Origin of the sequence: Flavobacterium sp. (assembly GCF_043780635.1) — a bacterium.
Classification (GTDB): domain Bacteria; phylum Bacteroidota; class Bacteroidia; order Flavobacteriales; family Flavobacteriaceae; genus Flavobacterium.
The window spans coordinates 18063-30607 of the sequence record NZ_JAYWCK010000123.1; the positions used below are offsets into that span (position 1 = coordinate 18063).

Annotated in this window: 15 protein-coding genes; 10 read left to right on the forward strand and 5 right to left on the reverse strand. The window is 33.7% G+C overall.

Annotated elements, in window-relative coordinates; genetic code table 11:
- The first annotated feature begins 1 nt into the window (after position 1).
- From kdsA to ACH2BV_RS11225, 4 genes are all read left to right on the forward strand, one after another.
- The gene (kdsA, locus tag ACH2BV_RS11210; RefSeq protein ID WP_395050818.1) at positions 2-820 is read left to right on the forward strand and encodes a 3-deoxy-8-phosphooctulonate synthase; all 819 of its coding nucleotides are present in this window, start codon (positions 2-4) and stop codon (positions 818-820) included.
- Between the two features lie 10 nt (positions 821-830).
- On the forward strand, positions 831-1676 hold the full coding sequence (locus ACH2BV_RS11215; RefSeq protein ID WP_395050819.1) for a hypothetical protein: 846 nt from the start codon (positions 831-833) through the stop codon (positions 1674-1676).
- A 243-nt stretch (positions 1677-1919) separates the two neighbouring features.
- Positions 1920-2447, forward strand: coding sequence for a menaquinone-dependent protoporphyrinogen IX dehydrogenase (gene hemG, locus ACH2BV_RS11220; RefSeq protein ID WP_395050820.1), 528 nt, complete (start codon positions 1920-1922; stop codon positions 2445-2447).
- Between the two features lie 159 nt (positions 2448-2606).
- Complete coding sequence (locus ACH2BV_RS11225; protein ID WP_395050821.1) at positions 2607-3398, forward strand: hypothetical protein; 792 nt, start codon at positions 2607-2609, stop codon at positions 3396-3398.
- Between the two features lie 52 nt (positions 3399-3450).
- Here the strand turns inward: ACH2BV_RS11225 and ACH2BV_RS11230 are convergent, their stop codons facing one another.
- Complete coding sequence (locus ACH2BV_RS11230) at positions 3451-3999, reverse strand: nuclear transport factor 2 family protein (RefSeq protein WP_395050822.1); 549 nt, start codon at positions 3997-3999, stop codon at positions 3451-3453.
- Between the two features lie 273 nt (positions 4000-4272).
- Here ACH2BV_RS11230 and pepT point away from each other — a divergent pair, with 273 nt between their 5' ends.
- Positions 4273-5541 (forward strand): peptidase T, encoded by a 1269-nt coding sequence (gene pepT, locus ACH2BV_RS11235; protein WP_395050823.1) that lies wholly within the window; start codon positions 4273-4275, stop codon positions 5539-5541.
- Between the two features lie 90 nt (positions 5542-5631).
- Here pepT and yajC read toward each other — a convergent pair whose 3' ends face one another.
- Both yajC and nusB read right to left on the reverse strand, forming a co-directional pair.
- On the reverse strand, positions 5632-5904 hold the full coding sequence (yajC, locus tag ACH2BV_RS11240; protein ID WP_395050824.1) for a preprotein translocase subunit YajC: 273 nt from the start codon (positions 5902-5904) through the stop codon (positions 5632-5634).
- 34 nt (positions 5905-5938) lie between these two features.
- Complete coding sequence (gene nusB, locus ACH2BV_RS11245) at positions 5939-6850, reverse strand: transcription antitermination factor NusB (protein WP_395050830.1); 912 nt, start codon at positions 6848-6850, stop codon at positions 5939-5941.
- A 157-nt stretch (positions 6851-7007) separates the two neighbouring features.
- On the opposite strand from nusB, the gene ACH2BV_RS11250 reads away from it, so the two are divergent.
- Together ACH2BV_RS11250 and ACH2BV_RS11255 are read left to right on the forward strand one after the other, a co-directional pair.
- Positions 7008-8768 carry an ABC transporter ATP-binding protein gene (locus ACH2BV_RS11250; RefSeq protein ID WP_395050825.1) on the forward strand — a complete coding sequence of 587 codons (1761 nt, stop codon included), beginning with the start codon at positions 7008-7010 and terminating at the stop codon, positions 8766-8768.
- 70 nt (positions 8769-8838) lie between these two features.
- Complete coding sequence (locus ACH2BV_RS11255) at positions 8839-9225, forward strand: PUR family DNA/RNA-binding protein (protein WP_395050831.1); 387 nt, start codon at positions 8839-8841, stop codon at positions 9223-9225.
- 72 nt (positions 9226-9297) lie between these two features.
- Here the strand turns inward: ACH2BV_RS11255 and ACH2BV_RS11260 are convergent, their stop codons facing one another.
- Entirely contained in the window at positions 9298-9633 is a 336-nt protein-coding gene (locus tag ACH2BV_RS11260) for a tRNA-binding protein (RefSeq protein ID WP_395050826.1), read from the reverse strand.
- 119 nt (positions 9634-9752) lie between these two features.
- Between ACH2BV_RS11260 and ACH2BV_RS11265 the strand changes: the two genes are divergently transcribed.
- A complete protein-coding gene (locus ACH2BV_RS11265; RefSeq protein ID WP_395050827.1) occupies positions 9753-10313 on the forward strand; it encodes a thioredoxin family protein in 561 nt (186 codons plus the stop codon).
- Between the two features lie 189 nt (positions 10314-10502).
- On the opposite strand, the gene ACH2BV_RS11270 is transcribed toward ACH2BV_RS11265, so the two are convergent.
- Entirely contained in the window at positions 10503-11435 is a 933-nt protein-coding gene (locus ACH2BV_RS11270) for a peptidylprolyl isomerase (RefSeq protein WP_395050828.1), read from the reverse strand.
- A 118-nt stretch (positions 11436-11553) separates the two neighbouring features.
- Between ACH2BV_RS11270 and trmD the strand changes: the two genes are divergently transcribed.
- Together trmD and ACH2BV_RS11280 are read left to right on the forward strand one after the other, a co-directional pair.
- Entirely contained in the window at positions 11554-12231 is a 678-nt protein-coding gene (gene trmD, locus ACH2BV_RS11275; RefSeq protein WP_395050829.1) for a tRNA (guanosine(37)-N1)-methyltransferase TrmD, read from the forward strand.
- A gap of 174 nt (positions 12232-12405) precedes the next feature.
- The coding region (locus ACH2BV_RS11280) for a 50S ribosomal protein L19 (protein ID WP_395050832.1) at positions 12406-12545 on the forward strand (140 nt) is incomplete at its 3' end.

Sequence of the window (12545 nt, forward strand, 5' to 3'; positions counted from 1 at the left end):
TATGAACATAAAACATATTCCACAAATAAAACATACTGATAGTGGCAACTTCTTCCTATTAGCTGGACCTTGCGCAATTGAAGGTGAAGAAATGGCGATGCGAATTGCCGAAAAACTAATTGGAATTACTGATAAATTAGAAATCCCATTCGTTTTTAAAGGTTCATTCAAGAAAGCCAATCGCTCTAGAATAGATAGTTTTTCCGGAATTGGTGATGAAAAAGCACTGCGAATTCTTCGAAAAGTTTCTGAGACTTTTGGAGTTCCCACCGTTACGGATATTCATACTAATGAAGATGCAGCGATGGCAGCTGAATATGTTGATGTATTGCAAATTCCCGCTTTCTTAGTTCGTCAAACTGATTTACTTGTGGCTGCTGCCAATACAGGAAAAGTAGTCAACTTGAAAAAAGGACAATTTATGAGTCCGGAAAGCATGAAACACGCTGTACAAAAAGTATTGGATTGCAACAACCAAAACGTGATGGTAACCGATCGCGGAACGATGTTTGGATACCAAGATATGATTGTTGATTTCCGCGGAATTCCTACGATGCAACAATATGCAACTACTGTTCTTGACGTAACTCATTCTTTGCAACAGCCCAACCAAACTGTTGGTGTAACAGGTGGAAGACCCGATATGATTGAAACCATTGCCAAAGCCGGAATCGCTGTTGGGGTAGATGGAATTTTCATAGAAACTCATTTCGATCCAGCTAATGCAAAAAGTGATGGTGCAAATATGCTTCATTTAGACTATTTTGAATCATTAATGACCAAATTAGTTGCTATTAGAAAAACGATCAATCAATTTTAAATATACTATTTTGAAAACAAATTTTATATACCCGGCATTTTTTATATTTTTCATTTCAATTAACTTATTGGCACAAAACGATACCGTCTTAAAAGAAAGATATACAGCTCATAACAAAGGAAAATTTACCATTTCTTGGGGCGGAAACAGAGAAGTATTTTCGCATTCAGACATCCATTTTGTGGGCAGTGATTACAATTTTTTGGTTCAAAATGCGACTGCTCATGACAAACCAAAAGGTTGGCATGTTGATTACATAACTCCAGGTAAAATGACAATACCTCAAACCAATTTTAAATTGGGATATTTCATTACAGATCATTATAGTGTTTCTATAGGGTTAGACCATATGAAATATGTAATGACGCAAAATCAAACTGCTAATGTAACGGGAGTTATTGATGGAAACCCTCCTTTCAATGGTGGTTACGTTAACACACCAACTTTAATGACAGAAGATTTCCTAATGTTCGAACATACTGATGGTTTGAATTATATTTATACTGAATTTGGTAGACAAGACGATATTTCACATTGGTTTGGGATAAAAAACACCGATAAATTTCAAGTAAATATCAACGAAGGTTTTGGCTTTGGATTATTATATCCAAAAACCAATACTACACTTATGGGGAAAGAAAGACACGATGATTTTCACGTATCGGGTTATGGAACTTCACTTAAAGCAGGTATTAACTTGACTATTTTCAAGTATTTTACTATTGAAGGTGATTTGAAAGGTGGTTATATCAATATGCCAGACATTCGTACTACAAAAAGCACCACAGATCATGCGTCGCAAGAGTTTTTCTTTGGGGAAACAATCATTTCTTTTGGAGGGACTTTTAGGATTTAATACCATTTATGAATATAAATTAATCTAAAAAAGTTTTTATATAATCCCGATGTAATATGAAAATCGTTCAATCTATATTGGACTATTTGGAAAACATAATCGGTATAATTCAATTCCTAGTTTTATAAAAAATCTCCCAAAAGGAGATTTTTTTTGTTTATATAAAACTCTGTTAATTAGTTTCATTCTCATTGCATTTTGTAATAAATTATCCTTAAATTAGTACAATTAAATTTCTATTATATGAAAACTAAAATCGGAATTCTATACTCAACAGTAGATGGACAAACTTTGAAAATCTGCAACGTAATCAAAGAAATATTAGTCGAAAAAGGAAACACAGTCGAACTGTTCTCAATTGAGGATTTCGACAAGAAAGTCACTGATTTTGACAAGTTCTTGATAGGTGCAAGCATTCGATATGGAAAACACAATCCAAAAATAATCGAATTCATTAACAAGAATAAAGCAGATCTTAATAAAACCGAAAATGCTTTTTTTTCGGTAAATCTTGTGGCAAGAAAACCAGAAAAAGCAACACCGGAAACTAATCCCTATTATATCAAATTCCTTCAAACTATTGATTGGATTCCTAATAAATCAGCTGTATTTGCTGGGAAACTCGACTATCAAAAATACCCTTTTACCGACAGATTGATGATTCAATTGATAATGTGGATGACAAAAGGACCAACCAATTCAAAAACTAAAATTGAATATACTGATTGGGACAAGGTTAGAGAATTTGGAGTTTTGATAAGCAATATGTAACATTTGGTCGTCTATTTTTTCCCTTTGCACTTTTTTTTTGACTTTCTAAATAAATTATTGTTACTTTCGAAAAGTAGTACACATAAAATCCCCAAAATCTATTGTGTATAATTTTTGTCATTAGAAAAAACATTGGAATCCCAAATTCATAGGCAAACAATGAGTAAATCTATATATTGGTATTTAAGAAGACATCCTTTATTGTATAAAATTAGATTTAGATTAGTATCTAAAAAGGCATCAATAGACTCTATTGAAAGTTTTTGCTACAATGACATCAATGAGAAAAGTAACATTCCGCCGCTATATTCAGAAATAAACAAGATAATATTTACAGGTTTCACTGATGATTTCACTGATTATGATAAGGCTCTAAAAATAGCAATCTGGCTCAAAAATAATATCAAAGGAGGGCCAGGATTAGGAAAATCATCCACTACAGCTTTAAGCAAAATGATTAATGGTGAAGGAGGAGTTTGCAGTGATTTTTCACAGATTTATAATAATTTTTGTGTGATAAATGATCTAAAAGTTAAGGAATGGGGAATGAAGAATTTATCAAATGATTCAACTGTTTCTGGCGGACATTCATTTAATGAAGTGTATTGCAAAGAATTTCAAAAATGGATAATGATAGACACTGCAAAATCAATAGTCTTTCACCATATCGACCAAAGTATTCCACTGTCAACTTTTGAATTCATTCAATTGAAAAAAGACAATAAAAAAATAAGTCATTCGAATTTTAATGCAACTGTTTCAATTGATAACAATATAAATAACATTTTTTTGACATCAAACTCATTGCCTTTTGTCATAACGAATTACAATAATAAAACGTACGATTATTTCCTTAACAAACTCGATTTTTTTCCGGAGTCAATTATTCACGGAATTGTCTTTATTATAGGGAAAAGTTATGCTTTTGAGTTTCCAACTGAAGAAAATTAACAAAAAAAACGGTGCCAAAAAGCACCGTTTTTAATTCAATTATAGTCAACCGCTATTTCTTTTGTGGTAATGCAGCCATAATGGGTACACGATCCACATAATGATTAACCTCATCTATCTTGTCATTATCGTCAAAATGGTAAAGAATATGCATCCATTGAGTCATTGATGAACCTCCTTTGTATTTAGCAGTTACTTGGTACCAGCCCAATAGCCAAACACCAGCCTTTTCTATTTTTTGTTGAGGTTTGTTAACTTTAACGGGCAACCAAATGTCATTTTTAAAGGAGATTGTTTCAATTACATTCATTCTTCGATCTCTCCAATATTTATCTATTGCAGGTTTTCCAATTAAACTGTCGCCGGCATTCCAATAATATTTTGCATTCTCCGCATAATTTGCGGTCCATCCGTCCATATCTCCACTAGTCATTGCAGCGAGTGCTGCCTTGCCAATTTCAGTGTATTTAGCATCTGCAAATTCGGCAGGTGCAACTGTTTTAGCAGTATCTGCAGTTGTTGTTGCGGGTTCCATAGCTGCTTCTTTTTTGCAACCAACAAATAAGGAAGCACACAAGACAAATAAAAATAGTTTTCTCATAAGTTAAAGATTTAAATTATTAATATACAAATAGTTAAAAATTCTTTTGAAAAAATATTTTGGGGAAATTTGGGAATAAATTTAACAATAAAAAAGTTATACTGTTGATTTATTTATAATAAAATACAACATTAATTGTTGATAATCAAGTTTTTATAAATATAAACTTACATATATTATTTTGAAAAACATATCTTTTTAAGTTATGTCCAAATAATAAAGAAATGACTTTTGCCCTTATGAAATTGATTATATTTGTATAAAAAATACAAAATGCAACATATTATAGACCGTTTTATAAGTTACGTAATTATTGACACCGAATCAGATTCAAGTTCAGAAACAACTCCAAGTACTAAAAAACAATGGGATTTGGCCAATAAATTGGTTGAAGAACTAAAAACCATTGGAATGAAAGAGGCAACCATCGACAAAAAAGCATACATTATGGCCACTTTGCCGTCAAATGTTGACCACGATGTTCCCACAATTGGTTTTGTTTCTCACTTTGACACAACACCAGATTTTACGGGTGCCAATGTTAAACCTCAAATTATTTCAAATTATGATGGTAAAGACATTGTATTAAATGCGGAGCAGAATATTATTTTATCTCCAAAATATTTCAAGGATTTATTGCAATACAAAGGACAAACCTTAATTACAACTGACGGAACCACGCTTCTTGGCGCAGATGACAAAGCCGGAATTACCGAAATTATGACGGCAATGGAATTCCTAGTCAAAAATCCCGAAATCAAACACGGAAAAATAAGGGTTGGCTTCACTCCAGATGAAGAAATTGGTCGTGGTGCGCATCATTTTGATGTCGAAAAATTTGGCTGCGATTGGGCTTACACAATGGACGGAAGTCAGGTAGGCGAATTGGAATATGAAAATTTTAATGCGGCTGGAGCCAAAATCACTTTCAAGGGAAAAAGCGTTCATCCTGGTTATGCAAAAGGAAAAATGATCAATTCAATGCTTATCGCGAATGATTTTATCAACGAATTGCCAAAAGGCGAAACTCCACAGGAAACAAAAGGGTACGAAGGATTTTTTCACGTTCATAATTTAACAGGAAGTATCGAAGAAACCGTTTTGGAACTCATTATCAGAGATCACAGTAAGAAAAAATTCGCCAAACGCAAAGAATTAATCGAAAAAATTACCAAAAAATTCAACAAGAAATTTGCAAAACAATTTGGTGAAGACATAGTAATCGCCGAGATAAAAGACCAATATTACAATATGAAGGAAAAGGTTTTGCCTGTAAAACATATTGTGGATATTGCCGAAAATGCCATGAAACAATTGGGAATTAAACCAATCATAAAACCAATTCGTGGAGGAACTGATGGCTGCCAATTATCCTATAAAGGCTTGCCTTGCCCGAATATTTTTGCTGGTGGACACAACTTTCACGGAAAATACGAATATGTTCCCGTAGAAAGTATCCAAAAAGCAATTGACGTGATTGTTAAAATTGCAGAGTTGACTGCATTACCAAACGTCATTAAAGAAAAACAAAAAGCAAAATAGTATAGAAAAATAGATTTTTGTGGTTTCAGTTCATAAAAAAATTCCTTCCGAAGATTCAGAAGGAATTTTTTTTTAACTGTAAAACTAGATTTATTTTTTGTTCAAAGTGGCGCTCATTTCCATAGAAATTGCGGAACGCTCCATTTTAAGTTTTCCTGCCATAGTTTCGATAACAACCGTTCCTTCAGAAAGTTCTGCAACCTTACCGTGAAGTCCACTTTTTGTAATGATTTTATCACCTACTTTCAATGCACTTTCGAATTCTTTTTCATTTTTGGCTCTTTTTTGTTGTGGTCTGATCATAAAGAAATAGATTACCACAAACATTAATAAAAACGGCGCAAATTGAGTTAATTGTCCCATAATTTTAAAATTCTTTTTTTGTTTATAATTGTTTTTACATTAATCCACGACCAGCTTTTACAATTCTGTTGCTGGCTTGTAGTTCTTTTACTAAGTTGTCTAAAATTCCGTTGATAAAAATACTGCTTTTTGGAGTAGAATACTCTTTGGCAAGTTCTAAATATTCATTCAACGTAACTTTCACTGGAATCGAAGGGAATTTCAGAAATTCGCAAATGGCCATTTTAAGAATAATGGTATCAACTTCGGCAATTCTATCACTGTCCCAATTAGGTGTTTTATCAATATATTCCTTTGCTAATTCGGATTCATTTAGGACTGTTTTTCTAAATAAATCTTTTACAAAATCTCGGTCTTCGTTGTCTTTGAATAATTTTGGAACCCTGAAATTTTCCTCTTCAACAGGTTTCAAGGCTTTCAATTGCTTGATGATTTCAGTATTTACCACCGGAATATCATCAATCCAAGTCAATTTGTTGTCTTCTAAATATTCGTATAATTTTTCATTTGGAACAATCACTTCCGTAAACAAATCAATGATAAATTCTTTGTCTTCTTCAAAAGTATTAACCGCATTGCTCATATATTTTGCATATATTTTGCTTTGCTTGATAGCATTAAGAAGGATTAAAATATAATCATCGTTCAATGTCCAATTGTTGATTTTTCGATTTTCTAAAGCAATACTCAAAGAATTGTTTTCGGCAAGAAGTTGAAAAATACTGTTCTTGATAAACTTTTCGTTGGGCTTGCGTTCCTGAGGAGTGGCAAGATGTTTTTGACTTGATTTATGCAAAAAGACAGTTTCTTTTTTACAAATTTCTATCAGAGAGGAAATCATTATAAGGTATAAATCCTGAATGGCATCAATACTATGAAAAAGGAATTTTTCTTCTTTTTCTAAATCATCTGATCCATTTTGATGCATCGCATAAATGGATTGCATAACCTTGACGCGAATATGTCTTCTGTTTACCACCTTGTAAGAACTTTTATTAAATTAGTCTGCAAAAATAAGAATTTCATCTTTTAAAAAAGAATTAAACTTGAAAAATATCTGAATTTCATCTTACCTTTGGAATTCTTAAGATTATTATATCACTATGAAAGAATTAAGTTATTTAAATAAATATTTCGTCAAATATAAATACAGCTTTTTAATAGGCATCGTTATTACCATTATTGCCCAGATATTTTCCTTGTTTACACCAAAATTAATCAGCAAGTCCTTCAATATAATAGAAGAATTTGCTAAAGATAAAACTGTAGCAAAATCCGTAATTCAGCAGGAATTAATTTCCAATATTCTACTGATTGTTGCTACCACAATCATTGCTGGGTTCCTTACTTTTTTGATGCGACAAACCTTGATTGTTATGTCACGCCACATCGAATTCGATTTGAAAAACGAAGTTTTCAGGCAATACGAAAACCTTTCCCATAATTTCTACAAACAAAACCGAACCGGAGATTTGATGAACCGCATTAGTGAAGATGTTTCCAAGGTGAGAATGTACGTTGGTCCAGCCGTGATGTACACCATAAACACCATCATTCGCTTTGCCATCGTGATTGTATATATGTTCAATGTTTCGCCACGATTGACATTGTACACCTTGTTGCCTTTGCCTATTTTGTCTTATGCCATTTTCAGGATAAGTTCCGAAATCAATAAAAGGAGTACCGTTTTCCAACAATATTTATCCAAAGTTTCCAGTTTTACCCAAGAAATATTTTCGGGATTACGAGTAATAAAAGCCTATTCGTTAGAAGAACAACACCAAAACAATATGGTGGAATTAGCCAATGAAAGCAAAAGCAAAAGCTTGAGTTTGGCAAGAATTCAAGCCTTATTTGGCCCATTGATGATGGCACTTATTGGAATTAGCAACTTGGTCGTAATTTATTTTGGTGGATTAATGTACATCAACGGAACCATCAAAAGCATTGGAACCATTGCTGAATTTATTTTGTATGTCAATATGCTGACTTGGCCTGTTGCGTCATTGGGTTGGGTTTCCTCAATGGTTCAGGAAGCCGAAGCTTCTCAAAAACGAATCAACGAATTCCTGAAAATAGTACCGGAAATCCAAAACAAAAAACCTGAAAAATCAATAATTGAAGGCGCAATTTCTTTCGAAAATGTGAGCTATACTTATGAAGACACCAATATAAAAGCATTGGAAAATGTTAGTTTTACGGTTCAAAAAGGCGAAACTTTGGCAATTCTGGGAAAAACAGGTTCGGGAAAATCGACCATAATTTCCTTGATTTCGCGTTTGTATGATGTCACTGAAGGTCGAATTAATATTGACGGAAAGGAAATAAGCAAGGTCAACTTATATGATTTGAGAAACAGCATTGGAATCGTGCCACAAGATGCTTTTTTGTTTTCGGACAGTGTGAAAAACAATATCAAATTTGGTAAAGAAGATGCCACCGACGAAGAAGTGGAAGCAGCCGCGAAAAGTGCCGTGGTTCACGACAATATTATGGGTTTCAACAAACGATACGAAACCATTCTTGGCGAAAGAGGAATCACGCTTTCTGGCGGACAAAAACAACGTGTTTCGATAGCAAGAGCGATTATCAAAAATCCAAAAATATTGCTTTTTGACGATTGCTTATCGGCAGTGGATACGGAAACCGAAGAGGCTATTTTGAATAATCTACAGGAAATTTGTAAGGACAAAACCACTATTATTGTAAGTCATAGGGTGTCATCAGCAAAAAATGCAGACAGAATTATCATCCTCGACGAAGGTCGAATTATTGAGCAAGGTTCTCATAATCAACTGATAAATCAAGAAGGTTATTATGCCGACTTATATTTGAAACAACTTTCTGAAAAAGAATTGCAATAATTGTTGTGTAATACAACTATTTTTTGGATTTTTGATTACTGCTTAACAACACTAAATTGACAGAATGATTATGAGAGAAAATGATATGTTAGAAAAAGAAGAGATATTTTCTAAAGTTTTACGAGCCGGAAGAAGAACTTATTTCTTTGATGTAAGAGCCACAAAAGCTGATGATTATTATATTACCATTACCGAAAGCAAGAAATTTACCGAAGCAGATGGTTCTTTTCACTTCAAAAAACACAAAATTTACTTATACAAAGAAGATTTTGCTGCTTTCACTGAAATTCTGGAAGAAATGACTTCTTATGTTTTAAACCACAAAGGCGAGGAAGTAATCTCTGAAAGACACCAAAAAGACTTCAAAAAAGAATATGATTCCGAAAAATCCGAAGAGGAGGAAGTAGAATTGCCATCAACATCAAGTTTTACTGATATTGAATTTGATGATATTTAATTTTAATACAACAACCAAAAATAACTAACCAAAACTAAAAAGTCCGAAAGTCGAAAGATTTTTGGACTTTTTTTATCCAATTCTCAATCCATTTTCAATTTTGAAATCGGGTGCCAATAAAATCACGTCACCCTCCTCACCCACTGCTCCAAGCACTAGGCATTCACTCATAAATTTTCCGATTTGTTTTTTAGGAAAATTAACCACGGCAATGATTTGGCGATTCACTAATTCCTCTTTATTGTAGCGTTTGGTGATTTGTGCAGAAGTTTTTCGAATGCCAATTGTAGCTCCAAAATCAATAGTGAGTTGATATGCTGTTTTTCGTGCTTCGGGAAAATCATTGACTTCAAGTATTGTTCCCACTCTCATTTCTACTCTTTCGAATTCTGTCCAGATTAAATCCATAGCGATTTAAGGTTTCAAGTTTAGAGCAATTGTCAAAAAATAATAAAGACCAAATTACAGTTTTCAAGTTAAAAAACAACAATTTTTAGTAACTTTAAACTTTAAAATCGAAACGAAAAATGTCAAAAACACTATCGAATATTTTAGCACTGGGAACTGTTGCTCCCGAATTTTATTTAAAAGACACCAATTCTGCCGATTCCAATTTTTCTTTTGCAGCTATAAAAGGTGAAAAAGGGACTCTCGTGATGTTCATCTGTAATCACTGTTCTTTTGTGCACCATGTTATTCGCGAAGTGGTACGAATTGCTAATGATTACCGTGTGCAAGGCATTGGGGTTGTGGCTATTTCGAGTAATGACGTGAATAAATTTCCCGAGGATTCTCCGGAACTAATGACCGAATTCGCTTTCGAAAATAATTTTGAATTTCCCTATCTGTATGATGAAAAGCAAGAAGTTGCCAAAGGATATGATGCCGCTTGTACACCTGATTTCTTTTTGTTTGACAACCAAAACAAATTAGTTTATCGCGGCCAACTCGACGACAGCCGACCTGGAAATGGTATTCCGTTAAGCGGAAGTGATTTGCGTGGGGCCATTGACGGAGTAATTTATAACCGAATCATTAATCCCAACCAGAAACCAAGTTTGGGTTGTGATATTAAGTGGAAAAAATAAAATTTATTTAGTTGTCATTCCGAGGCACGAGGAATCTCATAACGAGTATAACGAATCTGACTTACTTCGTCTTTTACCGCCCTTCGAGTTTCCCGAAAATTTATATGATAAAAAAAATCCCAAAACTTTCGCTTTGGGATTTTTATATATAAAACTAATCACTGACCACTAAAAACTGATCACTGAATACTATTTAACCTCCATTAATTCAACATCGAAAATCAAGGTTGCGTTTGGTGGAATTACTCCTCCTGCTCCTGCTGGACCGTATCCTAAATCAGACGGAATAACAAAACGGGCTTTGTCACCCACTTTCAATAAAGCGATGCCTTCATCCCAACCTTCTATAACTTGGCCGATTCCTAATTTGAATTCGATTGGTTTTTTTCTTGGATATGAAGAATCAAAAACTTTTCCGTTTTCTAATGAACCTTCATAATGAACCGAAACTGTTTTTCCTTTTTCAGCCTGTTTACCGTCTCCCCTTTGTATAAATTGGTAACGCAAACCGCTTTCAGTTTTTTCGAAACCAGCAGCTAATTTTTCCATTTTTGCTTCTGTTTCTGCTTTTAAAGCTGCAGCACGTTTTAGTCGAGCACCTTTTAAACCAACAAAAGCTTCAATTGCATTCCAGTTTTTAGCTTCCTCACCTACTCTAATAATTTCAAGAGTTTCTAATGTATCGCCTTGAGCAATTGCATCAACAACATCTTGACCTTCAATTACATTTCCAAAAACCGTGTGTTTATCATCTAACCAAGGTGTTGCCACATGTGTGATGAAAAATTGCGATCCATTTGAACCTGGACCAGAATTTGCCATTGACAAAACCCCTGGTGCATCGTGACGTAAGCCTTGATGAAATTCATCATCAAATTTGTATCCTGGATCTCCTGTTCCGGTTCCTTGAGGGCAACCGCCTTGAATCATAAAATTAGGAATTACTCTATGGAATTTTAATCCATCATAGAATTTAACTCCTTGAGGTTTTACTTTATTTTCCATATTCCCTTCGGCAAGTGCTACAAAATTACCTACTGTTCCAGGTGTCAAATCGTGTGTAAGTTTTACTAAAATCGATCCTTTAGTGGTGTTGAATTTAGCGTATATTCCGTTTTCCATTTTTATTGTTTTTTATTGAAGTGCAAATTTACGAATTAAATAGATGATTTGAAAATTTGAAAACCTTGAACTTTTCAATCTCCAAAACTTTGTACCTTTACAACCTAGAAAATAAATTATGCGCATCGACATTATTACCGTTCTCCCAGAATTATTGCGAAGTCCTTTTGATGCTTCGATGATGAAACGTGCTATTGACAAAGGAATTGTGGAAGTTCACATTCATAATTTACGGGACTATACCACCAACAAACAAAAGAGTGTCGATGATTATCCTTATGGTGGTGGAGCCGGAATGGTGATGAATATACAACCTATCGATGATTGCATCACGCATTTGAAAAGCGAAAGAACCTACGACGAAATCATTTATATGTCGCCAGACGGAGAAACTTTGAATCAAAAAATGGCAAACACAATGTCAATGTATGAAAACATCATCATTCTTTGTGGTCATTATAAAGGTGTGGATCAAAGAGTTCGTGATCATTTTATCACCAAAGAAATTTCGATTGGTGATTATGTTTTGTCCGGTGGAGAATTAGGTGCTTTAGTGTTATGTGACACATTAATAAGATTAATTCCAGGAGTTTTGAGCGATGAAACCTCAGCATTGACAGACAGTTTTCAAGATGGTTTATTATCAGGCCCAATATATACAAGACCCGCTGATTACAAAGGATGGAAAGTTCCAGAAGTTTTGACTAGTGGAAATTTTGCAAAAATCGACAAATGGCGCGAAGACATGGCGTTTGAACATACTAAAAATAGACGACCCGATTTATTGGAAGAGTAGATTTATTTTAAGTTTTAAATTATAAATTTTAAATGTTGCGGTAAAAACGCTCAAATAATTCAAAATTTATAATTTAAAATTCAAAATATTTTTTTACTTTTGCACCCTCATTAGACCAACCTCTGGCGAAAACCGTGAATGTTGCTCTTTTTAAAACCATAATAAAAAATAAAAATGGCAGATTTAATGAAATTCGTTAAAGACGAATTAGTTGCAAAAAAAGATTTCCCTGAATTCGGAGCTGGTGATACTATCACAGTTTATTACGAAATTAAAGAGGGTGAAAAAACAAGAACACAGTTTTTTAAAGGTGT

Bases quoted from the DNA above. Each gene is read 5' to 3' on its own strand.
- pepT (WP_395050823.1), top strand. From the start codon at position 4,273: ATGCAACATATTATAGACCGTTTTATAAGTTACGTAATTATTGACACC.
- ACH2BV_RS11270 (WP_395050828.1), bottom strand. From the start codon at position 11,435: ATGGAAAACGGAATATACGCTAAATTCAACACCACTAAAGGATCGATT.
- kdsA (WP_395050818.1), top strand. From the start codon at position 2: ATGAACATAAAACATATTCCACAAATAAAACATACTGATAGTGGCAAC.
- ACH2BV_RS11255 (WP_395050831.1), top strand. From the start codon at position 8,839: ATGAGAGAAAATGATATGTTAGAAAAAGAAGAGATATTTTCTAAAGTT.
- ACH2BV_RS11260 (WP_395050826.1), bottom strand. From the start codon at position 9,633: ATGGATTTAATCTGGACAGAATTCGAAAGAGTAGAAATGAGAGTGGGA.
- yajC (WP_395050824.1), bottom strand. From the start codon at position 5,904: ATGGGACAATTAACTCAATTTGCGCCGTTTTTATTAATGTTTGTGGTA.
- ACH2BV_RS11265 (WP_395050827.1), top strand. From the start codon at position 9,753: ATGTCAAAAACACTATCGAATATTTTAGCACTGGGAACTGTTGCTCCC.
- ACH2BV_RS11230 (WP_395050822.1), bottom strand. From the start codon at position 3,999: ATGAGAAAACTATTTTTATTTGTCTTGTGTGCTTCCTTATTTGTTGGT.
- trmD (WP_395050829.1), top strand. From the start codon at position 11,554: ATGCGCATCGACATTATTACCGTTCTCCCAGAATTATTGCGAAGTCCT.
- ACH2BV_RS11250 (WP_395050825.1), top strand. From the start codon at position 7,008: ATGAAAGAATTAAGTTATTTAAATAAATATTTCGTCAAATATAAATAC.
- ACH2BV_RS11225 (WP_395050821.1), top strand. From the start codon at position 2,607: ATGAGTAAATCTATATATTGGTATTTAAGAAGACATCCTTTATTGTAT.
- nusB (WP_395050830.1), bottom strand. From the start codon at position 6,850: ATGCAATCCATTTATGCGATGCATCAAAATGGATCAGATGATTTAGAA.
- hemG (WP_395050820.1), top strand. From the start codon at position 1,920: ATGAAAACTAAAATCGGAATTCTATACTCAACAGTAGATGGACAAACT.